19 protein-coding genes and 1 pseudogene are annotated in these 23,081 nt (G+C 67.6%); 6 read left to right on the forward strand and 14 right to left on the reverse strand.

What is annotated here, in order from left to right:
- The 4 genes from AB4Y92_RS24305 to apbC all read right to left on the reverse strand — a co-directional run.
- On the reverse strand, positions 1-269 hold a 269-nt coding region (locus tag AB4Y92_RS24305), incomplete at its 3' end, for a hypothetical protein (RefSeq protein ID WP_441821965.1).
- A gap of 130 nt (positions 270-399) precedes the next feature.
- Positions 400-912, reverse strand: a complete 513-nt coding sequence (locus tag AB4Y92_RS24310; protein ID WP_441821966.1) for an RDD family protein — start codon at positions 910-912, stop codon at positions 400-402.
- Between the two features lie 244 nt (positions 913-1,156).
- Entirely contained in the window at positions 1,157-1,729 is a 573-nt protein-coding gene (gene dcd, locus AB4Y92_RS24315) for a dCTP deaminase (protein WP_036115729.1), read from the reverse strand.
- A gap of 128 nt (positions 1,730-1,857) precedes the next feature.
- Entirely contained in the window at positions 1,858-2,925 is a 1,068-nt protein-coding gene (apbC, locus tag AB4Y92_RS24320; protein WP_441821967.1) for an iron-sulfur cluster carrier protein ApbC, read from the reverse strand.
- Positions 2,926-3,452: 527 nt separating this feature from the next.
- On the opposite strand from apbC, the gene AB4Y92_RS24325 reads away from it, so the two are divergent.
- From AB4Y92_RS24325 to rnfB, 4 genes are all read left to right on the forward strand, one after another.
- Complete coding sequence (locus tag AB4Y92_RS24325) at positions 3,453-6,449, forward strand: TonB-dependent receptor domain-containing protein (RefSeq protein WP_441821992.1); 2,997 nt, start codon at positions 3,453-3,455, stop codon at positions 6,447-6,449.
- Between the two features lie 287 nt (positions 6,450-6,736).
- The gene (locus AB4Y92_RS24330; protein ID WP_441821968.1) at positions 6,737-7,174 is read left to right on the forward strand and encodes a DUF2147 domain-containing protein; all 438 of its coding nucleotides are present in this window, start codon (positions 6,737-6,739) and stop codon (positions 7,172-7,174) included.
- Between the two features lie 191 nt (positions 7,175-7,365).
- Positions 7,366-9,453 (forward strand): methionine--tRNA ligase, encoded by a 2,088-nt coding sequence (gene metG / locus AB4Y92_RS24335; protein ID WP_441821969.1) that lies wholly within the window; start codon positions 7,366-7,368, stop codon positions 9,451-9,453.
- Between the two features lie 74 nt (positions 9,454-9,527).
- Positions 9,528-10,019 carry an Rnf electron transport complex subunit RnfB gene (gene rnfB / locus AB4Y92_RS24340; protein ID WP_441821993.1) on the forward strand — a complete coding sequence of 164 codons (492 nt, stop codon included), beginning with the start codon at positions 9,528-9,530 and terminating at the stop codon, positions 10,017-10,019.
- A gap of 76 nt (positions 10,020-10,095) precedes the next feature.
- Here the strand turns inward: rnfB and AB4Y92_RS24345 are convergent, their stop codons facing one another.
- The 6 genes from AB4Y92_RS24345 to AB4Y92_RS24370 form a co-directional block, all read right to left on the reverse strand.
- Entirely contained in the window at positions 10,096-11,148 is a 1,053-nt protein-coding gene (locus tag AB4Y92_RS24345) for a TraB/GumN family protein (protein WP_441821970.1), read from the reverse strand.
- A 61-nt stretch (positions 11,149-11,209) separates the two neighbouring features.
- Entirely contained in the window at positions 11,210-12,214 is a 1,005-nt protein-coding gene (locus tag AB4Y92_RS24350; RefSeq protein WP_441821971.1) for a DUF1684 domain-containing protein, read from the reverse strand.
- A gap of 1 nt (position 12,215) precedes the next feature.
- Positions 12,216-14,093, reverse strand: coding sequence for a DNA mismatch repair endonuclease MutL (gene mutL, locus AB4Y92_RS24355; RefSeq protein ID WP_235114274.1), 1,878 nt, complete (start codon positions 14,091-14,093; stop codon positions 12,216-12,218).
- A gap of 346 nt (positions 14,094-14,439) precedes the next feature.
- On the reverse strand, positions 14,440-16,176 hold the full coding sequence (locus tag AB4Y92_RS24360; protein ID WP_441821972.1) for an N-acetylmuramoyl-L-alanine amidase: 1,737 nt from the start codon (positions 16,174-16,176) through the stop codon (positions 14,440-14,442).
- Positions 16,177-16,263: 87 nt separating this feature from the next.
- On the reverse strand, positions 16,264-16,752 hold the full coding sequence (tsaE, locus tag AB4Y92_RS24365) for a tRNA (adenosine(37)-N6)-threonylcarbamoyltransferase complex ATPase subunit type 1 TsaE (RefSeq protein ID WP_441821994.1): 489 nt from the start codon (positions 16,750-16,752) through the stop codon (positions 16,264-16,266).
- Between the two features lie 65 nt (positions 16,753-16,817).
- Positions 16,818-18,341, reverse strand: a complete 1,524-nt coding sequence (locus AB4Y92_RS24370) for an NAD(P)H-hydrate dehydratase (RefSeq protein WP_441821973.1) — start codon at positions 18,339-18,341, stop codon at positions 16,818-16,820.
- Here AB4Y92_RS24370 and queG point away from each other — a divergent pair.
- Positions 18,340-19,458 (forward strand): tRNA epoxyqueuosine(34) reductase QueG, encoded by a 1,119-nt coding sequence (gene queG, locus AB4Y92_RS24375; RefSeq protein WP_441821974.1) that lies wholly within the window; start codon positions 18,340-18,342, stop codon positions 19,456-19,458. The genes AB4Y92_RS24370 and queG overlap by 2 nt on opposite strands.
- 12 nt (positions 19,459-19,470) lie before the next feature.
- A pseudogene (locus tag AB4Y92_RS24380) lies at positions 19,471-19,557 on the forward strand (DUF6053 domain-containing protein); the annotation flags it as partial.
- A 27-nt stretch (positions 19,558-19,584) separates the two neighbouring features.
- Here the strand turns inward: AB4Y92_RS24380 and AB4Y92_RS24385 are convergent.
- The 4 genes from AB4Y92_RS24385 to panC form a co-directional block, all read right to left on the reverse strand.
- Positions 19,585-19,962 (reverse strand): VOC family protein, encoded by a 378-nt coding sequence (locus AB4Y92_RS24385; protein WP_441821975.1) that lies wholly within the window; start codon positions 19,960-19,962, stop codon positions 19,585-19,587.
- Between the two features lie 70 nt (positions 19,963-20,032).
- Entirely contained in the window at positions 20,033-21,544 is a 1,512-nt protein-coding gene (gene pgi, locus AB4Y92_RS24390; RefSeq protein WP_441821976.1) for a glucose-6-phosphate isomerase, read from the reverse strand.
- 28 nt (positions 21,545-21,572) lie between these two features.
- On the reverse strand, positions 21,573-21,953 hold the full coding sequence (panD, locus tag AB4Y92_RS24395) for an aspartate 1-decarboxylase (RefSeq protein ID WP_057943438.1): 381 nt from the start codon (positions 21,951-21,953) through the stop codon (positions 21,573-21,575).
- Between the two features lie 151 nt (positions 21,954-22,104).
- A complete protein-coding gene (gene panC, locus AB4Y92_RS24400; RefSeq protein WP_441821977.1) occupies positions 22,105-22,959 on the reverse strand; it encodes a pantoate--beta-alanine ligase in 855 nt (284 codons plus the stop codon).
- Between the last annotated feature and the right edge of the window lie 122 nt (positions 22,960-23,081).

Below are 23,081 nucleotides of genomic sequence, written 5' to 3' on the forward strand. Positions count from 1 at the left end.
GCGACAAAGAAAGTAACCAAAGAAAACGCTTTGGGCTGTTTCGAGTCAAAAGCCACGAGTGCGGTGCCTGCGCAGGCAGGTCCCACATTGGGCATCCTGCCCAAGGTGGGACCCGGCGCACGTCCATGTGCGCCGCCCTTCGGGTGTCCATCGGTCTCGCGAGTTACTAGCTGCGCCGGGCAACAGCTAAAGCTAAGCAACGACAACGGCAGCAGCAACAACAGCGACGGCGACGGCGACGGCAAGATCGACAGCAACGGCGACAGCAACGAACGGACGCCTTCAGACCTGCCCGCCACCAACAAAAAAAACGCGCCGATGCTCTCGCATCGACGCGTTTTTTGTTACTGGAAGATCCGATCAATCCGCTTTAGCGAATCCCGAACCTCCTGCGCCGAATCAGCGCGCGATCACAACCCGCGTACCGGCGATCTGGTCGTGCAGGCAGCGGCGATCTTCACGGAAGATCATCAGCACATCGACCAGCGCGACCACCGCGCCCAGGCACGGGATGATGCCCACGCCCTGCGAGAACAGATAACGCTTGCCCAGCAGCGTGCCGATGCTCGGCTTCTGGCCGTCGAGATCGACGATCTTGATCTTCATGACCTTCTTGCCCCAGGTCTGGCCGGTCTGGCTCAGCGGCAGGTACTGCACCGCGAAGAACAGCAGCAGGCCGCCGATGCCCCACAGGATCTGCAGGCCATAGGGTTGCTGACCGGTTTGCGAGGCTTCCATGACGGCGTTGAAGTAGCCGCCGATGAACATCAGCGGCAGCATCAACACCAGCATGATGACGCCGTCGATGATCGCCGCGACCAGACGCACGCCGCGATCGGCCAGTTCCTGGTTGCCGGTGTCGGGTGCGGTCAGCGACGACTGCGGGCTCTGATAAGGGTTCTGCGGGTCCATTCGTTTACTCCTTGCGGGTTGATAGGGCATCCGCGGTTCCCCGCCGCGGCGCCTTGGGTTTGCCCGGCGAAGATAACAGGAGCAGGGCGCAATCGACGCGTCGAATCGCAGCCAATTCGCATCGGATTATCTGCCAGGGCGGCGCGACCCGCGCACGCGGGCAGGCCAGGGGGCGCGCGCCCCCTGCCCGGGTCGGTAAAAACGGTCGAAGCGGCCGGGCGCGATCGGGCCCGGCTGGGATGGCTCAGGTCCGCGGCAGGGTGACGCCGGTCTGGCCCTGGTACTTGCCGCCGCGGTCCTTGTAAGAGGTCTCGCAGACTTCGTCGGACTGGAAGAACAGCATCTGCGCCACGCCCTCGTTGGCGTAGATGCGCGCCGGCAGCGGCGTGGTGTTGCTGAATTCCAGGGTCACGTGGCCTTCCCACTCCGGTTCCAGCGGGGTCACGTTGACGATGATGCCGCAGCGCGCGTAGGTGCTCTTGCCCAGGCAGACCACCAGCACGTCGCGCGGGATACGGAAGTACTCGACCGTGCGCGCCAGGGCGAAGGAGTTCGGCGGGATGATGCACACGTCGTTTTCGATATCGACGAAGCTGCCGGGGTCGAAATGCTTCGGATCGACGATGGTCGAGTTGATGTTGGTGAACACCTTGAACTCGCGCGAGCAGCGCACGTCGTAGCCGTAGCTGGAGGTGCCGTAGCTGACGATGCGCTGGCCGTCGGCGGCATGCTTGACCTGACCGGCCTCGAACGGCTCGATCATGCCGCCGGGCTGCTCGGACATGCGGCGGATCCAACGGTCGGACTTGATGCTCATGCGGTGTTCCAATCAGGGCGCGGCGGGGCCGCGCGAACGAACGACAGGGAAGGCGGCGATTGTAAAGGCTGCGGCGCGGGCGCAGGAATCGGCGCGGCGACGGCTGCGGCCGATCCGGCGCGCCCGCCTCAGCCCAGCAGCGAGGCCGAGATCGACGGGGTGACCCGCGGACGCCGCGCCAGTTGCACGGCCAGGCGCCGCGCGGCGCCGCGATAGGCGTGCGCGGCGGCCGAATCGGGCTGGGCCACGACCACCGGCACGCCGGCGTCGCCCTGCTCGCGGATGGCGATCTCCAGCGGCAGGCTGCCCAGCAACGGCACGCCGTACTGCGCCGCCATGCGCGCGCCGCCGCCTTCGCCGAACAGATGCTCGGCGTGGCCGCAGTTCGAGCAGATGTGCACGGCCATGTTCTCGATCAGGCCCAGCACCGGCACCTGCACCTTCTCGAACATGCGCAGCGCCTTGCGCGCGTCCAGCGTGGCCACGTCCTGCGGCGTGGTCACGATCACCGCGCCGGCCACGGGAATCTTCTGCGACAAGGTCAGCTGGATGTCGCCGGTGCCCGGCGGCAGATCGACGATCAGATAGTCCAGTTCGCTCCACTGGGTATCGTTGAGCAAGGTGGTCAGCGCCGAGGTCGCCATCGGGCCGCGCCAGATCATCGGCGTGTCCTGCTCGACCAGCGGGCCGATCGACATGGCCTCGATGCCGTGCGCGCGCAGCGGCTCGATGTGCTTGCCGTCCGGGCTGTCGGGCTTGCCGTGGACGCCGAGCATGGTCGGCACGCTGGGGCCGTAGATGTCCGCATCGAGCACGCCGACGCGGGCGCCGTCGGCGGCCAGGGCCAGGGCCAGGTTGACCGCGGTGGTGGACTTGCCCACCCCGCCCTTGCCCGAGCCGATCGCGATCACGTTGCGCACGTTCGGCAACGGCGACAGGTTGGGCTGGACCGCATGCGAAACGATGCGCGAATTCAATTCCAGGCTGGCCAGGCTCAGGCCCTGCGGCGCCAGCAGCGCGGCGATCGCCGCCTCCAGGCCCGCGCGCAGGCCCTGCAGCGGATAACCGGCGTGGATGGAAACCGCGACCCGGCCTTCGCCGAGGCCGGCGCGCACGCGCGCCTCGCTGTCGCTCAGGCTCAGGTCGGTGTCGGGGAGGGTCAGGGCCGCGATGGCCGCTTGCAGGTTCTCGCTCATACCGGCGATCCGGTCGGGCGCGGAATTCGATAGCGCATGGGGACTCGATCAGGGGAATGCCGCCGCGGCGGCCGATGCACATGGTAAGGCCTGCGGCCGGCGGCGTCCGCTCGCGCGCGGACCGGCGCGGGTGCCGCGACGGCCGCATCCGGACGGGTCCGCCCGGCCCGAATCCGGTCGAGGCCGGGTCGGGCCGATTTTGTTAATATCGCCACTCAAAATTGCATTCACCCTTTTCACACTGTGACACATATAACGAAACCGCAACAACGCCGAGCGGGCCTTCGAAACTCCCGAAATTTGACCGAACGCACATAAAAAAACACAAGATTGCATTGCATTCAGCTAGTTGAGTGTTGGCATTCGGCAAAGATATGCAGCCTAAGCGGCATCTGAAAATTTATTACAGTCGTGTTAAGTTCAGCTTTGTAAAAGGATTGTTAATGCCCTGGAAGGCAACCCGAACACGTAGATCCACCACAAATAGATCAGCTCCACGATTCCAGTTCTCAGCTAGGGGGAAACACCTGATGGCAGTACATATCCACGGCCTGCAACGCAGCAGGCTGACGGCCGCGGTCGTCTCCGCGATCCTGATTTCGGCCAGCGGCGCCGGTTACGCCGCCGAAGAAGCGGCCAAGGCCGACGGCGCCGCCGCCACGCCCACCGACATCGACGCGGTCACCGTGACCGGCTCGCGCATCAAGCGCATCGGCTTCGTCACCCCGTCGCCGGTGATCGGCATCAGCTCGGAAGAAATCCGCTCCACCGGTGCGGTGACCATCGCCGACCTGATGACCACCCTGCCGCAGCTGTCGGCGACCTACACGCTGGGCAACTCGACCCGCTCGATCGGCACCGCCGGCCTGGGCCTGCTCGACCTGCGCGGCCTGGGCACCACCCGCACCCTGGTGCTGGTCAACGGCCGTCGCCACGTCGGCGGCTTGTCCGGCTCGACCGCGGTCGACGTCAACACCATCCCGGTGGAACTGATCGAACGCGTGGAAGTGATCACCGGCGGCGCCTCGGCCGTCTACGGCGCCGACGCGGTGGCCGGCGTGGTCAACTTCATCATGAAGAAGAAGTTCGACGGCTATGAGCTGCGCGCCCAGACCGGCGACGCCAGCGAAGGCGACTTCAGCCGTTCCTTCGCCAGCTTCACCGGCGGCAACGAATTCGCCGGCGGCAAGGGCAGCATCGTGTACTCGGCCGAGTACAGCAAGCAGGACCGTTTCGGCCGCGGCGATCGCAAGATCGGCCGCGAGTTCATGGTCAGCATGCCGAACCCGAACTACAACCCGGCGCTGCCGCCGACGCAGGAAAACCCGCAGCGCGTGTTCATGGGCCCGGGCGGCAACTCCAGCATTTCCTACGGCGGCACCTTCAACGCCGGCGCCACGCGCTACCAGTTCAACCCCGACGGCACCTTCCGCCCGACCCGTTACGAGGGCCCGCGCGACGGACCGAACACCTGCGTGAACTGCGACTTCGTCGACCTCAACGGCGTGGCCGACCTGCAGCCGGGCTTCGACCGCTACAGCGTCAACACGCTGCTGAACTACGACATCAACGAGAACCACAAGTTCTTCTTCGAAGGCAAGTACACCAAGACCGAGTCGGACTTCCTGGCTCAGCCCAGCTTCGACCAGCCGCTGCGCATCCGCCGCGACAACGCGCTGCTGTCGCCGCAGTTGGCCGCGCTGATGGACGCCAACGGCCTCAACAGCCTCACCGACCGCGCCAAGATGCTGCAGGTCTCGCGTTTCAACGTCGATGCCGGCCGTCGCGGCGAGAACGTCGAGCGCAAGACCCAGCGCTACGTCGCCGGTTTCGAAGGCTTCCTGAGCGAGAACTGGACCTATGAAGTGTCCGGCGTCTACGGCAAGACCGAAATCGACCGCCTGAACCTCAACAACCGCATCAACGACCGCTGGCAGGCCGGCATGGACGTGGTGCGCGACGGCAGCGGCAATCTGGCCTGCCGCGTCTCGGTCGATCCCAACGCGATCAACCCGAACACCGGCGTGCGTTACCTCGACCTGTCGCGCCAGGGCTGCGTGCCCTTCAGCATCTTCGGCAACGGCGCGGTCAATCCGCAGGCGGCGGACTGGTTCAACTACGACGCGGTCAACCGCACCAAGATCACCCAGCAGGTGTTCAGCGCCTCGGTCGCCAACAGCTCGTTGTTCGAGCTGCCGGCCGGCGGCGTCGGCTTCGCCGGCGGCGTGGAATACCGCAAGGAAACCAGCGAAGAAAACACCGATCCGCTGGCCGCGCAGGGCCTGACCTTCCTCAACGCCATTCCCAGCCGCAAGGGCGAATACAGCGTCAAGGAAATCTTCGCCGAAACCACCATCCCGCTGTTGGCCGATCTGCCGGGCGTGCAGCGCCTGAGCCTGGACCTGGCCGGTCGTTACTCCGACTACAGCACGGTCGGCGAGACCAAGACCTGGAACGTCGGTCTGGATTGGGCGGTCAACGATTCCTTCCGCGTCCGCGCCAGCCTGGCCCAGGCGGTGCGCGCGCCGAACATCGGCGAGCTGTTCAGCCCGCAGACGCAGAACTTCGCGACCATCAACGATCCCTGCGACACCCGTCCGGGCCGCACCAACTCGGTCAACACCGCGGCCAATCCGGCGCTGCGCGCGAGCAACTGCGCAGCGCTCGGCCTGCCGGCCAACTACCAGAACACCTACGGCGGCAACTACCCGGGCGTGAGCGGCGGCAACCCCGACCTCAACGTCGAGGAAGCGCGTTCGTTCTCCTACGGCTTCGTGTGGCAGCCCGAGTTCATCCAGGGCTTCGGCGTGTCGGTGGACTACTGGCGCGTCAACCTGAAGGACGCCATCGGCGCGGTCACCGCCGAGCAGATGGCGACCCGTTGCGTGGACTCCCCCGGCGGCGTCAACAACGACTTCTGCGCGGCGATCAAGCGCGCTCCGGCGGGCGGTTACATCGATCCGCAGGGCCGCACCTTCCCGGCGGGCACGATCTACAACTGGACCGCGCTCAACGAGAATCTGGCCCGCTCGCGCCGCGCCGGCGTGGACATCGAAGCCGACTACCGCTTCGAGATGGCCGGCGGCCAGGCTTCGCTGCGCTTCGTCGGCACGCGCCTGATCTCCTCGCGCGAATGGGCGTTCCAGGACTTCCCGAACGAGTACAAGGAATTCCTGACCTATGTCAGCGATCCGCGCTGGCGCGCCAGCCTCAACGCCAGCTACAAGATCGGCCAGTGGCGCGCGAGCTGGGACATGCGCTACATCGACGGCAACCTGCGCGTCGAGCCGGGCAGCTACAACAGCAACCCGGGCCAGGTGAATCCGATCCGCAACCCGTCGTACACCTACCACAACCTGCAGGTCGGCTATAAGGTCCCGAACACCGGACTGGATCTGTACGTGGGCGCCGACAACGTGTTCGACAAGGATCCGCCGCTGAACTACTTCGGCGAAGCGGCCGCCAACTCGAACTACGACAACCTCGGCCGTTACGTGTACGCCGGCGCGACCTACAAGTTCTGATCAACCGCGTTGACGTTCTAACCAGAAGCCCGGCGCGAGCCGGGCTTCTTTGCTTTGCGCCGCAGTTCGTCCGGTGTCGTCGCGCGAACCGGTGACACGCCGCTGCGACCTGGCCTCCACCGCCGTTTCAGCGCCCCTGCGCGCGGCTGGCGCAGCCTCGGCCTGAATGCCGGCCGCGCACCGCTTCCATACCCAGGCGGATGCGGTATAAAGACTGCAACCGCCATGGCCGGCCCTCGGTCAGCACGCGGTCCGAAACCACGCTCACTGTCTCTGGGAGGGGATACATGCGCATCAAACTGCTCGCATTACTGTTGCTGGCGCTGCCGACGGCGGCGTTCGCCCAGGCCACGCCGGTCGGCTCGTGGACCACCATCGACGACAAGACCGGCAAGCCCAAGTCGATCGTCGAAATCTACGAGGCCAAGGACGGCAGCCTCGCCGGCCGGGTCAACGAAGTCCTGCAATCCGAACGCGGCCCCAACCCGCTGTGCGACAAGTGCTCGGGCGAACGCAAGGGCAAGCCGGTCAAGGGCATGGTCATCCTGTGGGGCGTGCGCAAGGACGGCGACACCTGGGACGGCGGCCAGATCCTCGACCCGGCCACCGGCAAGATCTACTCGGTCAAGATCACCCCCACCGACAGCGGCAAGAAGCTCGACGTGCGCGGCTTCATGGGTTTCTCGCTGCTCGGCCGCACCCAGACCTGGATGCGTCACGAATAAGTCCCGGCCGGTCCGTATGTTCACGGAAACCCGGCCTTGGCCGGGTTTCTTGTTTTAAGCCGTACCTTCCGGCCTCGGCCGGGTTTCTTGTTTTTGCGCGTCGCCACCCTCTGAACCCGAAACGCAGCCCCCGTGCCAAGCCCGCGCGGGTCGCGTGCCATAATTCACGACCAACCACGGCCTATCCGCTTATGTCCCGCGAAATCGTCGTCTCCAACGCGCTGCCCTACGCCAACGGGGAACTCCACCTCGGTCATTTGGTCGGCTACATGCAGGCCGACATCTGGGTGCGCGCGCAGCGGATGAGCGGCAACACCGTGCATTACGTCTGCGCCGACGACACCCACGGCACGCCGATCATGCTCGGCGCGGAAAAGGCCGGGAAGACGCCGGAGGCGTACATCGCCGACATCAAGGTCCGGCACGAACTCGACTTCCGCGATTTCGGCGTGCATTTCGATCATTACGACTCGACCCACTCGGCCGGCAACCGCACGCTGACCGAAGGCTTCTACGCGCGCCTGGACAACAACGGCCACGTCAGCCGGCGCTCGGTCGCGCAGCTGTACGACCCGGTCAAGGGCATGTTCCTGCCCGACCGCTACGTCAAGGGCATCTGCCCGAACTGCGGCACGCCCGACCAATACGGCGACAACTGCGAGAACTGCGGCGCGACCTACGCGCCGACCGAACTCAAAGAACCGCGCTCGGTGGTCAGCGGCGCGACGCCGGAGCTGCGCGACTCGGAACATTTCTTCTTCGAGGTCGGTCACTTCGAGGCGTTCCTGCGCGAATGGCTGGCCAAGGACGTCGGCACGCCCGGCATCCGCGCCAAACTGCACGAATGGCTGGACGCCGAAGGCGGCTTGCGCGCCTGGGACATCTCGCGCGATGCGCCCTACTTCGGTTTCGAAATTCCCGGCCATCCGGGCAAGTACCTGTACGTGTGGATCGACGCGCCGATCGGCTACCTGAGCAGCTTCCAGGTGCTGTGCGAACGCGAAGGCCTGGACTTCTGGTCGTATCTGGCGCGCGACAGCCAGGCCGAGCTGCATCACTTTATCGGCAAGGACATCGTCACCTTCCACGGCCTGTTCTGGCCGGCGGTGCTGCACGGCGCCGGTTTCCGCGCGCCGACCCGCCTGCACGTCAACGGCTATCTGATGGTCAACAGCGAGAAGATGTCGAAATCGCGCGGCACCTTCATCATGGCCCGCACCTATCTCGACGTCGGCCTGGACCCGGAAGCGCTGCGCTACTACTTCGCCACCAAGACCAGCGGCGGCGTCGAGGACATCGACTTGAACCTCGCCGACTTCGTCGCGCGGGTGAAGGCCGACATAGTCGGAAAATTCGTCAACATCGCCAGCCGCTGCGCCGGTTTCATCGAAAAGCGTTTCGACGGCCAACTCGCCGACACGCTGCCGGATGCGGGTATGTATCAGCGTTTCGTCGATCAGCTGATCCCGATCGCGCAGGCCTACGACCGTAACGAAGCCGCGACCGCCGTGCGCCTAGCCATGTCTTTGGCCGACGAAGCCAACAAGTACATCGACGAACACAAGCCGTGGGTACTGGCCAAGCAGGACGGCGCCGATGCGCAGCTGCAGGCCGTGTGCACGCAGGGACTGAACCTGTTCCGCGTGCTCGCCGCCGCGCTCAAGCCGGTGCTGCCGCGCGTCGCCGCGCAGGCCGAGGCCTTCCTGCAGGCGCCGGTCGCGCATTGGAGCGATCTGGCCGCACCGCTGACCGCGCACACCATCGGCGCCTACACGCCGTTGTTCACCCGTATCGACGAAAAACAGATTGAGAACATGATCGAAGCCAGCAAGGAATCCCTCGCCCCGTCCGCGCCGACGGCCGACATCGCCGCTAAACCTGCTGCGTCCGCCAAACCCGAGGCGGCCAAGCCTGCTCCGGCCGCGAAGGCCGACGCCGGCGCCGCCGCGACCATCGCGATCGACGACTTCGCCAAGCTCGACCTGCGCGTGGGCAAGGTGCTGGCCTGCGAATTCGTCGAAGGCTCCGACAAGCTGCTGCGGTTCGAACTCGACGCCGGCGATCTGGGCAAGCGCCAGATCTTCTCCGGCATCCGCGGTTCCTACGCCGAACCAGAAAAGCTGGTCGGCCGCAGCGTGGTGTTCATCGCCAACCTCGCCCCGCGCAAGATGCGCTTCGGCTTGAGCGAAGGCATGATCCTGTCGGCGGGTTTCGACGGCGGCGACTTGTTCCTGCTCGACGCCGACGGCGGCGCGGCGCCGGGCATGCCGGTGCGTTGAGGCCAGGAATGAGTGAAGAGGAGTGAGGAACGAGTAAAGGCACGAGCGAGAGGTCGGTTGAAGCGTAATGGCGCATAGCCTTTGGCTTTTACTCGTTCCTCACTCCTGCGAACTCACTCCTCCCCACCATGGACCTGATCGAACGCCTCGACCGACTCCTGCCGCAGACCCAATGCGGCCAATGCGGCTACGCCGGTTGCCGGCCGTATGCCGAGGCGATGGCGCGCGGCGAGGCCGATATCGATCATTGTCCGCCCGGCGGCGATGCCGGCGCGCGCGCGCTGGCGCGGCTGCTCGGCGTGGCCGCGCGCCCCTACGATCGCGCCCGCGGCGAGCACAAGCCGGCGCCGGTGGCGTTGATCGTCGAAGCCGATTGCATCGGCTGCACCAAGTGCATCCAGGCCTGTCCGGTCGATGCGATCATCGGCGCGTCCAAGCACATGCACACGGTGATCGAGCCGCTGTGCACCGGTTGCGAGCTGTGCGTTCCGGCCTGTCCGGTGGATTGCATCGTGCTGGTGCCGGCGGCGCAGGCCGGCGCAGCAGCGATGCGCGGCGCGGTCTGATCCGCGGCGCGAATCGGCGTTCGCACTATCCGGGCTTAGCGCCGCACCGCGGCGCGCGAACGCGGCTACGAAAAGCTTATCGAGCGGGTTTGCCCGAGCCGGTCTTCGCCGGCTTGCCGCCGGCTTCCGTCGCTTCGGCTGGTGCCGGCGCCACCGGCGCGGCCAGATCGGGCGTGCCGCTCGCGCAGGCCGCGCACACGCGTTCGACCTTGTAGCCCTTGCCGCGCAGGCGCTCGATCAAACCGTCGTCGCCGAGCAGATGCAGGCTGCCGACCACGACCAGCGTGTCGCCCTTCTTCGCATCGTCGAGCAGCTTCTGGATCTGCGGCACCCAGGCATCGTTGCGCTCGGTGTTGACCATGCGATAGGTCTGCGGCGTCTTGTCCTTCATCTCGCGCCGGGCTTTTTCGTCCAGTTCGGCCAGATCGGCGTTGCGCCAGGCCTTATGGATGTCTTCGAGCATGCCCGGCACTTCGTCGGGCTTGTCGAGGAATTCGCGCAGGCCCTTGATCTGTTCGTCCACCGGGCCCGAGTCCATGACATCGAGTTGGTGATCCATGCTCTCCAGGCCGCTGGTGGCCTTGCCGGCTTCGGCGGCCTGACGCATCAGGTACTGGTCCAGGCCCAGTTGCGGGCTGAAGCCGATCGACTGCGACACGCCCAGCACCAGCGACAGGTTGACGAACCACGGCTCCAGCGCATCGACCTGACTCAGCGAGCGGCCGTTCTTGGCCAGCACGCGATTGAGTTTTTCGCGCAGGTCCGCCGGCAACTCCTTGCTGAGGGTGCGGCCGTCCTGATAGCGCGCGCGCTGCATGAAGCGCTGGCCGACGGTGGGGTCGAACATTTCCTCCGGCGCGACTTCGAACACCACCTTGTCGGAAGCGGCGAAAGCCTGATCGATGTCGGCCGACAGCGGATAGTCGTCGGCGCGCAGCAGGTGGAAGGAACCGAGCAGATACACCGCGTTGTCGGCGTCGGAAATCTTCCACAGCAGCGGCACCGGCGGCGCCTTCGCCGCGGCCGGCGCGGCCTGTTCGCCGCCGGCGATCGCGGTGGCGGAGGTCAGCGACACGCTGAGCAGGCTCGCGCTCAGCAGCGGCAGGGCGAACAACTTCAAAAACCGCATCGGCGGGGAGTTCCTTGATTCACGGTGGGTGCGACGGCGATCGCGCCGGAGCGGCGCGTCGTCACGAAGCATGCGGAGCGGCAGGGGCCGCGCCCGCATCGGATTTGTACGTCTTCTCGCCCGCGGTGATCTCCAGGTTCAGGCGATTGCCTTCCGGCGGCAGCGGGCAAGTCGCGAACGCGGTGAACGCGCACGGCGGGTTGTAGGCCTTGTTGAAATCGACCGTGACCTTGCCCTGCAGATTCGGCCGCGGCACGTCGAGGAAACGGCCGGCGCTGTAACTGGTGTGGCCGCTGGTGCGGTCGGCGAAGACCAGCATGAGTTCGTCGTCGCCTTCGTCCAGCGCTTCGATGCGATAGGTCTGGCCGTCGCGCTCGAACTCGATCGCGCCCGGATTCGGCGTGGCTTCGATGTTGCCGATGATGTTGGCTACATCCAGCGTCTTGCCGGCCGGATGGGCGACGAACTTGGCCGTGACTTTCCAGTCTTCCTGCGCCGGCCAGTAATCGATGCCCTTGAAGCCGGTGCGCGCCGGCGCGTCGGCGTGACGCACGCGCAGGTAGTACTTGTCGCCGCGTTCGATCACCGTCAGCAGGCCCTTGCCTTCGTCGAAGCCGATCTTGCTCGGCCCGGCCGGATAGTCGTCGGCGAGCAGGTTGATCGCGCCCTTGAGCGGCTGCTCGTTGAAAGTCAGCGCCACCCCGCTTTCGGGCACGAAACGCAGGCGGCCCTTGTCCAGCGACAGCAGGCCGATGTGCTCCGGGCCCAGCAGCAGGCGGATGCCGTTGTCGGGATCGCTGCCGAAATAATGCGAGCCCGGATCGATCGGATGCAGGCCGATCAGGCTGGTCCAGCCGTCGGGCTTGGTCAGCTCGGCGCGGCGCTGCTCGCGCCACAGTTGCTCGTCGCGGGAGAAATTCTCGCTGGCCTGGGCCACGCTGGCGGCTTCGCGCTTACGCGCGGCCTGCTGCTCGGGCGAGTCGCAGCCGGCCAGCGCCGGCAGCAGCAGAACGGCGCACAACAACGGCATGCCAAGGCCTGGCAACAACGGGCGGACTGCAGACATCTCAACGTCCTCGCAGGAACCAACGATCGATTTCGGGCAGGGAGAAGCGCGCCCAGGTAGGGCGCCCATGATTGCATTGGCCGGAGCGTTCGGTCGCTTCCATTTCGCGCAGCAAGGCGTTCATTTCCGGCAAAGTGAGACGGCGGTTGGCGCGCACCGCGCCGTGGCAGGCCATGGTCGAAAGCAGTTCGTCGCGCGCCGCCGCGACCCGGCGCGATTCGCCGTGTTCGCGCAGGTCGGCCAGCACGTCGCGCAACAGCGCCTCGACGTCGCCGTGAGCGAGCAAGGCCGGCACCGCGCGCAGGGTCAGCGATTGCGGGCCGCTGCGGGTGACTTCGAAACCCAGCGCGATCAGCGTGGCTTCCTCGCGCTCGGCGACCTCGGCCTCGCGCTCGGACACCGCCAGCGTCGCCGGCACCAGCAGCGGCTGCGTGCGCAGGCCCTCGCCGTCGTGCGCGGTCTTGAGTTTTTCGTAGCCGATGCGCTCGTGCGCGGCGTGCATATCCACCACGATCAGGCCTTCGGCGCTTTCGGCCAGCACGTAGATGCCGTGCAACTGGGCGATGGCGTAGCCCAGCGGCGGCAGGCTGTCGTCGTCGCTGCGCGGCAACGCCGGCAGCGGCATGCCCGGCGACGGCGCGGCGTAGGCGCTGCCGGAGCCGGCATACAGTCCGGCGCCCGGCGCGGGGCCGGACACCGAGCCGCCGCCGTTGCCGTACAACGCGGCATAGCCGGCCTGGGTTTCGCGCACCTGCAGGCCCAGCGGCGCGGTCGCCCGGTACTGGTACATGTTCGACGGCGCGGCGCCCTCGCCGTTCGCGGCAGCGAACGGATCGCCGCCGCCGGGCACCTGCGCCGACGGCAAGGTGCCGGCGCGGGTTTCGGCCAGGGCGTCGTTGAGAGTGCGGTAGACGAAGTCGTGGATCAGCCGCGCATCGCGAAAACGCACTTCGTGCTTGGCCGGATGCACGTTGACATCGACCCGGCGCGGGTCGAGTTCAAGAAACAGCACGTACGCCGGCTGGCGGCCGTGGAACAGCACATCGGCATAGGCCTGCTTGACCGCGTGGGCGATGCTGCGATCGCGCACCGAGCGGCCGTTGCAATACAGGTATTGCTGATCGGCGCTGGCGCGGTTGTACGAGGGCTGCGCGATCCAGCCGTGCAGGCGCAGGCCGGCGCCGCTGTGGTCCACGCGCAGCGCGTTCTTGGCGAATTCCTCGCCCAGCGCTTCGCCGATGCGCACGTCCGACAGGCCCATATCGACCAGGTCGCCCTCGCCTTTCCAGCGCCGCGTCGCCTTGCCGTTGTGCGAGACGCGCAGTTCGACATCGGGCCGCGCCAGCGCCAGTTGCCGCAGCCATTCCTCGATGTGGCCAAGCTCAGTGCGCTCGGCCTTGAGGAATTTGCGCCGCGCCGGAACGTTGAAGAACAGGTCGCGCACTTCGACCGTGGTGCCTTGCGGATGCGACTTGGGCGTGACTTCGCCGAGGCGGCCGCCGTCGATCTCCAGCACCGCGCCGCGGTCCTCGCCGATCCGCCGCGACGACAGCGCGAAGCGGCTGACCGAGGCGATCGACGGCAACGCTTCGCCGCGGAAGCCCAGGGTGGTGACGCCTTCCAGGTCGTCGAGCGAAGCGATCTTGCTGGTGGCGTGGCGCGAAACCGCCAACGGCAGTTCTTCCGGCGCGATGCCGTTGCCGTCGTCGCGGATGCGGATCAGGCGCACGCCGCCTTCTTCCAGGTCGATATCGACCCGGCGCGCGCCGGCGTCGAGCGCGTTCTCGACCAGTTCCTTGACCACGGACGCGGGCCGTTCGACCACTTCGCCGGCGGCGATCTGGTTGATGAGGGTATCGGGGAGTTGGCGGATGCTCACAGGCGGCGTTTCGGTGCGCGCGGCACCGTGGGGGGATGGGGATCGATGATAGCCGCTGGGTGCCGGTCGCCGCGATCCGCTGCTTGTGGTTTGAGGGGGATGATGGGCTTTGAGTGAGGCTTGAAGGTCCGCGGGTAAAGCGCCCCCTCATCCGCCCTCCGGGCACCTTCTCCCGCAAGCGGGAGAAGGGCTCGACTCCGCAGCTTTCTCTCGCAATTTAGGCAGCGTCGAATCTGCGAGCCCCTCTCCCGCTTGCGGGAGAGGGGTTGGGGTGAGGGCCGCCCCTAAAAACGAAAACGGCCCCGAAGGGCCGTTCACCAAAACCTGAGCCGCCACCACGCGAACCTCAGGGACTGCCACCCCCGCCAAACCCGCCCGGCGAAGCCTGCTGGGCCTCGGCGCGCGCCGCGTACATCGTGCCCGGCGGCGGCTGACGGGTGAAATAGGTGTTGATGCCGCCCAGCACCGCGCGCGCCAGCGCGCGCTGGTGCGAGGGATCGGTCAGGCGGCGCTCTTCGTCCGGATTGGAGATGAAGGCGGTCTCGACCAGCATCGCCGGCATGTCCGAGGTACGCAGCACAGCGAAGTTGGCGCGCTCGATATGCGGCTTGTGATTGCTGCCGACATCCTTGAGGCCGTCGAGCACATGCCCGGCCGCGTCTTCGGAGGCCTTCATGTGGCCGCTCTGAGTCAGGTCGAGCAGCACCGAAGCCAGGGTGTTGTCGGTCTGCTGCAGGCGCACGCCGCCGATCAGGTCGGAGGAGTTTTCCTTGTCGGCCAGCCAGCGCGCGCGCTGCGAGGACGCGCCCTTGAGCGACAGCACGTACACCGACGAGCCCTTGGCGGCGCGGTTTTCGGCGGCGTCGGCGTGGATCGAGATGAACATGTCGGCCTTGGCCTGACGCGCCAGCGCGGCGCGGCGCGGCAGCGGGATGAACACGTCCGAGTCGCGGGTCATGTAGGCCTTCAGCCCCGGCGTGGAATTGATTTGGCGCGCCAGTTCGCGGCCGATCGCCAGGGTCACGTCTTTCTCGCGCTTGCCGGTCATGCCGATCGCGCCGGGGTCCTGGCCGCCGTGGCCGGGATCGATGGCGATGATCAACGGACGCATGCCGCGGCCGCGCATCACGTCCTTCATGGTCTTGACCGCGCCCGGCGGCGGCAAGGCCTCCGGCGCGGGCGCGGTTTCGGCGGCCATGGCCGGCGCACCCGGCATCGGCGTCGGCACACCGGTGGCGACGCGGGTGGGCACGCCGGTGGCGATGCGGGTCGGCACGCCGGTCGCGACCGTGGTCGGCACCGGCGCCTGCGCGGCCTGTTCGAAGACCGCCTGGTTGGCGGCCTGATTCACGGCTTGATTGGCCGCCTGCGGCGCGGTGTTGTAGGCCGGGGGCGGCGCGGTGGCCTGCGCGATGTCCTGCGGCGGAGCTGCGGGCTGCACCGACACCGACGCGCCCAGGGGCAACTGCGCGGTCGATGCGGCCGGACGCGGCGCGGCCTGATGAGTCGCGGCGCCGCGCGCGGCGAGTTCGGCGATGAGCTTCTGGGTCGCCGCGTTCGAAGCCGCGGCCGGATCGGCTTCGGTTTGCGCGGCTACAACAGCCGGGTTAGCCGCGACCTGCGGTGCCGGCGCGCTCGGCGCGGCGGCCACGGCGGCGGGCGCCGCGGCGGATTCGCTGCCGTCGCCCGGCCATTCCAGCACCAGACGCGGGCCCGAGGCGCCCTGCTCGATACGCGGCTTCATCGCCGCGACCGGCTGGGCCAGATCGAACACGATGCGCGCGGTGCCGGGCTGCGGCTCGCCGCTGCGCACGGATTTGACGATGCCGGCGCCGGCCGGAAGCTTGATGTTCTTACCCAGGCGCGAGGCGGGCAGGTCCACGACCAGGCGGTCGGGGCCCTTCAGGCTGATGACTTTGTATTCGCCGGCGCCGTCGAGGGCGATCTCGGCGCGGGTGCCGGTGGCGCCGCTGCGCAGCTCCAAGCCCTTGATTTCACTGGCGTGCGCGAGATTCCAGGCCAGCGCCGCGAGCAGCGCCAGGCCAAGCAGGAATTTCTGAACGGTGGCCCCTTTTACTCGCATGGGTGTAAGTCAAGCACCGGAATTGATGAATTGCAAGTATTTTTCCCTTGCAAATCCGGTACCTGCCGCTACTTCCTATGGAATCGTTCAGGAGTCGGCCGCAAACGCCTGCGAACCGGTGGCCCGACTAAGGGCCGCCAGCCACTCGCGCCCGCCCCGGGTGGCGGCGCTCAGGCCGGCGCGACGGCCGCTGCCGTCCACGGCCAGATCGATCCGCAGATCGGCCGCCGGCAGCCAGCCCTGGCCGCGTTCGGGCCATTCGATCAGCCACAGCGAGGCCTCGCCGCCGTCCAGGCCGAGGAATTCCAGCTCGCCGGCGTCGCCGATCCGGTACAGGTCCATGTGCCAGGCCTCGCCGCCGTCGTTGAGCGGATAGCGTTCGACCAGGGTGTAGGTCGGGCTGCGGATCGCGCCCTGCACGCCCAGCGCGCGCAGCAAGGCGCGCGCCAAGGTGGATTTGCCCGCGCCCAGATCGCCGTGCAGATGCACGTGCAGCACCGGCATCGGCGCGAGTTGCGCGCGCGCCTGCGCCAGCGCCGCGCCGAGCGCGTCGGTGGCGTCGGCGTCGGCCAGCATCAGGCTCAGCGACGGCGAAGCGGTCGATGCGATTTCGGATGCGTTCGCGGAATTGTTCGGACTCATCATCGCGTCAGTGTATTGGCAGCGGACGGGTTGGCGCAGCGGCGCAGCCACGGCATCAGATCGCTCGGCAACAGACCGCGCTCGCCGTCTTCGCGCGCGGCGCAGTCGCCGGCCACCGAATGCAGCAACGCGCCGCAACTGGCCGCATCGAACGAGTTCAAGCCTTGCGCGCGCAAGGCCGCGATCACGCCGCTGAGCACATCGCCCATGCCGCCGACCGCCATGCCGGGATTGCCCGCGCCGATCACCCGCACGCCCGAGCCGGGCGCGGCGATCAAGCTGCCCGCGCCCTTGAGCACGACGGTGCAGTGGTAATGATCGGCGAGCGCGCGCACCGCGGAGTAGCGATCGGATTGCACGCGCGCGGTATCGCTGCCGAGCAGGCGCGCGGCTTCGCCCGGATGCGGGGTGAGGATGGTCTGGCTCGGCAACAGCCGCGGCTCCGCGGCGAGCAGGTTCAACGCATCGGCGTCCAGCAGCAGCGGCTTGCCGCTTTCGATCACTGCGGAAAACAGCTGTTTTCCCCAGCTTTCCTGGCCGAGACCAGGACCGATCGCGATCGCGTCCGCGGCATCGATCGATGCGCGCAGATCGTCGGCATGTTCGACCGCGCGCGGCATCGCTTCGGGCAGGCGCGCGAGCATCGGCGCCACATGCGCCTGACGCGTCGCCGCATCCAGCAAACCCGCGCCGCTGCGCAACGCCGCCTGCGCGCACAACAGCAGCGCGCCGCCGTGACCGTGATCGCCGCCGATGCACAGCACGCGGCCGTTGCTGCCTTTGTGACTGTCGCGGCGGCGCCGATGCAGCCAGCGCGGCAGATCGTCGGCGCGCAGCCATTCGGCGACCGGATGCACGCCGTAGGCGGGCAAGTGCAGCCCCAGGTCGGCCAGACTGGCGATGCCGACATGATCCAAGGCCGCGCCGGTGCGCAAGCCGGCCTTGCGCGCGATGAACTCGATGGTGCGTTCGGCGATCACCGCCGCGCCCTCGGCCCGGCCGCGATCGGCATCGACGCCGCTGGGCGTGTCCAGCGCGAACACCGGTGCGCCATGAGCGTTGATGGCGTCGATCAACGCCACCGCTTCGCCTTCCGGCGGACGTTTCAGGCCGATGCCGAACAAGCCATCGACGATGGCGTCGGCGGCCGGCAAGGCGCCGTCGAATTCGATCGTGCTGCCGCCGGCGGCGGCGTACTCGGCGGCGGCGCGTTGCGCCAGCTTGCCGCGCGGCGCGTGTTCGCCCATACGCACCACCGTCACCCGGCGTCCGGCCTGGTGCGCGTGCGTGGCCATTACGTAGCCGTCGCCACCGTTGTTGCCGGGGCCGCATACCACCAGCAGCGAATAGGCCTGGCTCCAGCGATCCAGCCACTCGCGCCAGGCCGCTTCGCCGGCGCGGCGCATCAGCGCGTAGCCGTCGCCGAGTTCGGCCGCGGCCGCGGTTTCCGCCGCGCGCAGCGCCGCGGCGTCGTACAGGCCCGTCGTCGGGGCGATCTGCGCAGTTTCAGCGATCTGGGACATGGCGCGATTCTATACTTGCCGCATCGTGAGCCAGCCCGACGCCCGCCCCGCTCCGCCCGCCGCCGCGCCCGATTACGCGGCGCTGGCCGCGCGCATCCGCCAGATCGCGCGCGAATTCGGTTTTCAGCGTTGCGGTATCAGCGGTATAGAACTGGCCGAAGACGAAGCCTATCTGCTCGACTGGCTGGACCAGGGCCTGCACGGCTCGATGGACTGGATGGCCCGCCACGGCGATCTGCGCGCGCGTCCCAGCGCCTTGCTGCCGGGCACCTTGCGGGTGATTTCGGTCGGCCTGGACTACGGCCGCCGCGACGACGAAGACGCCTGGGCGACGCTGGCCGATCGCGAACGCGCCTACGTCGCGCGCTACGCCCTGGGCCGCGACTACCACAAGCTGATGCGCCAGCGCCTGCAGCGCCTGGCCGACCGTCTGGCCGAGGTGGTCGGGCCGTTCGGCCATCGCGTGTTCGTCGATTCCGCGCCGGTGCTGGAGCGCGCGCTGGCGCGCAATGCCGGGCTGGGCTGGATCGGCAAGCACACCTGCCTGATCGACAAGGACGGCGGCTCGTGGTTCTTCCTCGGCGAGATCTATGTCGATCTGCCGCTGCCGGTGGACACGCCGGCGACCGCGCATTGCGGCACCTGCACGCGTTGCATCGACATCTGCCCGACCCAGGCCATCGTCGCGCCGCACCGGTTGGATGCGCGGCGTTGCATCGCCTATTTGACCATCGAACACGAAGGCGCGATCCCCATCGAGCTGCGTCCGGCGATCGGCAACCGCATCTTCGGCTGCGACGACTGCCAGCTGGTCTGTCCCTGGAACAAGTTCGCCCAGCGCACCGATGAGCCGGATTTCCGCGCCCGCAACGACTTGGACAAGGCCACGCTGACGCAGTTGTTCGCCTGGGACGAAGCGGAGTTTCTGCAACGCACCGAGGGCTCGGCGATCCGCCGCAGCGGGCATGAGCGCTGGTTGCGCAATATCGCGGTGGCGTTGGGGAATGCGGAGGATTCGCCGGAAGTTATCGCGGCGTTGCGCGCCAGGCGCGAGGATCCCAGCGAAATGGTGCGCGAGCATGTGCAGTGGGCGTTGGCGCGGCATGGGGTTGCGTAACGCCGCGTTGCCATGAAGTCTTTTGTAGGAGGGGCTTCAGCCCCGATGCCTTTCGATCAATTCGCCGCGATCGGAAAAAAGAGCATCGGGGCTGAAGCCCCTCCTACAAAAGACCTCTCGGCTATCTCAGGTCGGATTCGCAACCTCGACCAGATTCCCGTCCGGATCGCGGAAATACACCGACACGATCGGCCCGTTCGCACCCGTTCGCGGCACCGGGCCATCTTCGATCACGACACCCAGCTCGCCCAGCCGCGCGATCAGCTCATCCAGCGGCTCGTCGCTGATCACGCAGAAATCGCCGCTGCCGCCGGTGGGCATCGCGGCCTTGGGCTCGAACTCGTGGCCGATCCGGTGCAGGTTGATCTTCCACCCGCCGAAATCCAGCGCCTTGCGCCCGCCCTTGAACTCGACCACGCGCGCATCCAGCACGGCGCGGTAGAACGCGCAGGTGGCCTCGATCGAAGCCACGGTCAGAACGAAATGATCGAAACGCACCGCCATGTCGGCCACTCCCGGAAACACGAACGGCGCCGCGGCGCCGTTCGATTCATGCGAAAACCCGCGCGCCGGCTCAGCCGCGCAGCTTGCGCAGCAACTCGCGCGTCACCGGATCGTCGGCCTCGGCCTCGCCGGCCAGCGCCGGCAGCAGACGGCTGGCGACCTGTTTGCCGAGCTCGACGCCGAACTGATCGAAGGCGTTGATGCCCCAGAACACCGATTGCAGGTACACGCTGTGTTCGTACATCGCCAGCAGCGCGCCGAGCGATTGCGGGGTCAGCGCGTCCAGCAAGATCGTCGTACTCGGCCGTCCGCCGGCATAGGCGCGATGCGGGTCGTCGCTGCTCTGGCCGTTGGCGAAGGCTTCGGTCTGCGCCAGCAGATTGGCGTGCAGCGCACGATGGTTCTGCGGATACGGCGCATCGGAATGGATCACGCCGATGAAGTCGGCCGGGACGATCGAGGTGCCCTGATGCAGCGCCTGGAAGAAGCTGTGCTGGGTGTCGGTGCCGACCCCGCCCCACCACACCGGCACGGTGTCGCCGCCGACCGGCGAGCCGTCCAGGCGCGTGGACTTGCCCAGGCTTTCCATCACCAGCTGCTGCAGATAGTTCGACAGCAGCTTGAGGCGATCGTCGTAAGCCAGCACGGCTTGCGTCGCATAACCCAGGCCGTTGCGGTTCCAGATCGCGGTCAGGGCGTGCCAGGCGGCGAGATTGCGCTCCAGCGGCGTTTCCAGCACATGCGCGTCCATCAGCGCGGCACCGTCGAGGAATTCCTCGAACTTGTCCATGCCGATCGCCAACGCGATCGGCAGGCCCACCGCCGACCACAACGAGTAACGGCCGCCGACCCAGTCCCACATCGGCAGGATGCGCTCGGACGGAATATTGAAGGCGCTGGCGGCGCGCTCGACGTTGGCGCTGATCGCGTACAGACGCGAATCGTCGCCGAGCCAGTCGCGCAGGATGCCGCCGTTGAGCAGCGTCTCCTGCGTGCCGAAGGTTTTCGAGATCAGCAGCGCCGCGGTGCGCTTGGGATCGAGTCCGGCCAGCGTGCGCTGAGCAGCGTGGCCATCGACGTTGGACAGGAAATGCACGCGGAAGCGGCCGGGCGTGGCGCCGGTCAGCGCGTCCACGGCCAGGCGCGGGCCGAGGTCGGAGCCGCCGATGCCGACGCTGACGATGTCGGTGACTTCGCTCGCGGCAAGCCGATCGACCACGGCGCGCATTTGCTTGCGAGCGGCCAGCGCCTGTTGGTGCGCGGCGCGGGCGGTCTGGGAGGACGACAGATCGCCGCGCAGCGCGGTATGCAGCGCCGGGCGGCCTTCGGTGGAGTTGACGATCTCACCGTCGAACAGCGCATGCAGACGCTGCACGCTGCCGGCGGCCGCGGCCGCCTTGTGCAACCAGGCCAATGCGTCGCGGTCGTAGTGCTGGCGCGCGAAGCTGGCGTAGAGCGGGCCGACTTGCAGGGCGAAATCCGCGGCGCGGGCCGGGTCTTGCGCGATCAACCGGGGCAGCGGAGTGACAGCGACGCGCCCGACCTCGGCGCGCAGCTCGTGAAGTCGGACGTCATCGCTCATCGTGCGAGAGGCTCTTGAAGTGGGTCGATCAGGCGGCTTGAGCCGGCATCGAGTGGTTGGTGTGTGTCAGCTGATTGTGCCGGTCCACGTAGACCAGGGTCGGCTTGTACTTCGCCGCCTCGGCTTCCTCGCAGATACCGTACGCGCAGATGATGACCAGATCGCCGGGCTGGGCCTTGTGGGCCGCCGCGCCGTTGACCGAGATCACCCCGCTGCCCTCTTCGCCGCGGATGGCGTAGGTGGAGAAGCGGTGGCCGCTGTTGATGTTGTAGATGTGGACCATCTCGTACTCGCGGATGCCCGAGATATCGAGCAGACGGCCGTCGATCGCGCAGGAGCCTTCGTAATGCAGCTCGGCGTGGGTGACGGTGGCGCGGTGGATCTTGGCCTTGAGCAGGTTCAGTTGCATGGTCGTTACTCGTGGGTCCGCAGGCGCGCGGGCGCGAAGGGCCTGAAGTCTAGCAGCGCATGGCGCGCTGCAACATGGGCGGGGGCCGGGTTGGGCGGAACGCAGCTTTCCTGTCGGCTGCGCCTGCGCGTCCGGTGGTCCGCGCATCCGTTCAGGCGGTGAATTCCAGGTTGTCGATCAGGCGGGTCCGGCCCAGGCGGGCGGCGATCAGGGCCACGCGGGCGCCGTCGCCCTGCCCCGGGGCGGATTCAGGAACGCTCAGGTCGGGGCGGCGGATGGCGGCGTAATCGACGATGAAGCCCGCCGCGGCCAGACGTTCGCCGGCTTCGGCCTCGACCGCCCCGCGTTCGCGCCCGGCCTGAACGGCCTCGCGCATCGACTGCAGGACGCGGTGGATCTCGGCCGCCCGCGGGCGTTCGTCCGCCGACAGGTATTGATTGCGCGAGCTCATCGCCAGCCCGTCGGCTTCGCGCAGGGTCGGCGCGGCGACGATGTCCAGCGCGAACGCCAGATCGCGCACCAGGTAGCGGATCACCGCCAGTTGCTGGAAATCCTTGCGGCCGAACACGGCCAGATCCGGGCCGACCTGATTGAACAAGCGCGCGACCACCGTCGCCACGCCGTCGAAATGGCCGGGACGGTGCGCGCCTTCCAGGGTTTCGGTAACGCCCGGCACGCTCACCTGCACGGTGTTCTGCGCGCCGAACGGGTACATGGTTTCGACCGACGGCAACCACAGCAGATCGCAGCCGGCCGCGCCCAGCCCTTCGGCATCGGCCTCGGGAGTGCGCGGATAGCGGCTGAAATCCTCGTTCGGGCCGAACTGGGTCGGATTGACGAACACGCTCGCCACCACCCGGTCGGCGTGTTCGCGCGCGAGCTGGATCAGCGAATGATGGCCGGCGTGCAGATTGCCCATCGTCGGCACGAAGGCGATGCGTTGGCCGGCCTGGCGCCAGCTTGCGAGGGTGGAGCGCAGGGCGTCCAGTTGATCGACGGTCAGCATGCGGTACTCGTGATTGGGCGGCGCACTCCATGCGCGACGAAATCCGGCCGCTCCCGGCCGGATGACGCTTGGTACAAACTCGGATATCGGGTCGGCGCGCGGGATTTCCAGCGCCCGCCCGC

Source organism: Lysobacter sp. TAB13 (genome assembly GCF_052113885.1).
GTDB lineage: Bacteria > Pseudomonadota > Gammaproteobacteria > Xanthomonadales > Xanthomonadaceae > Lysobacter > Lysobacter gummosus.

What these genes read in the sequence shown, in the direction of transcription:
- AB4Y92_RS24310 (WP_441821966.1), bottom strand. Translation starts at nt 912, where the DNA reads ATGGACCCGCAGAACCCTTATCAGAGCCCGCAGTCGTCGCTGACCGCA.
- dcd (WP_036115729.1), bottom strand. Translation starts at nt 1,729, where the DNA reads ATGAGCATCAAGTCCGACCGTTGGATCCGCCGCATGTCCGAGCAGCCC.
- apbC (WP_441821967.1), bottom strand. Translation starts at nt 2,925, where the DNA reads ATGAGCGAGAACCTGCAAGCGGCCATCGCGGCCCTGACCCTCCCCGAC.
- AB4Y92_RS24330 (WP_441821968.1), top strand. Translation starts at nt 6,737, where the DNA reads ATGCGCATCAAACTGCTCGCATTACTGTTGCTGGCGCTGCCGACGGCG.
- metG (WP_441821969.1), top strand. Translation starts at nt 7,366, where the DNA reads ATGTCCCGCGAAATCGTCGTCTCCAACGCGCTGCCCTACGCCAACGGG.
- AB4Y92_RS24345 (WP_441821970.1), bottom strand. Translation starts at nt 11,148, where the DNA reads ATGCGGTTTTTGAAGTTGTTCGCCCTGCCGCTGCTGAGCGCGAGCCTG.
- AB4Y92_RS24350 (WP_441821971.1), bottom strand. Translation starts at nt 12,214, where the DNA reads ATGTCTGCAGTCCGCCCGTTGTTGCCAGGCCTTGGCATGCCGTTGTTG.
- AB4Y92_RS24360 (WP_441821972.1), bottom strand. Translation starts at nt 16,176, where the DNA reads ATGCGAGTAAAAGGGGCCACCGTTCAGAAATTCCTGCTTGGCCTGGCG.
- tsaE (WP_441821994.1), bottom strand. Translation starts at nt 16,752, where the DNA reads ATGCTGGCCGACGCCGACGCCACCGACGCGCTCGGCGCGGCGCTGGCG.
- queG (WP_441821974.1), top strand. Translation starts at nt 18,340, where the DNA reads ATGGCGCGATTCTATACTTGCCGCATCGTGAGCCAGCCCGACGCCCGC.
- AB4Y92_RS24370 (WP_441821973.1), bottom strand. Translation starts at nt 18,341, where the DNA reads ATGTCCCAGATCGCTGAAACTGCGCAGATCGCCCCGACGACGGGCCTG.
- AB4Y92_RS24385 (WP_441821975.1), bottom strand. Translation starts at nt 19,962, where the DNA reads ATGGCGGTGCGTTTCGATCATTTCGTTCTGACCGTGGCTTCGATCGAG.
- pgi (WP_441821976.1), bottom strand. Translation starts at nt 21,544, where the DNA reads ATGAGCGATGACGTCCGACTTCACGAGCTGCGCGCCGAGGTCGGGCGC.
- panD (WP_057943438.1), bottom strand. Translation starts at nt 21,953, where the DNA reads ATGCAACTGAACCTGCTCAAGGCCAAGATCCACCGCGCCACCGTCACC.
- panC (WP_441821977.1), bottom strand. Translation starts at nt 22,959, where the DNA reads ATGCTGACCGTCGATCAACTGGACGCCCTGCGCTCCACCCTCGCAAGC.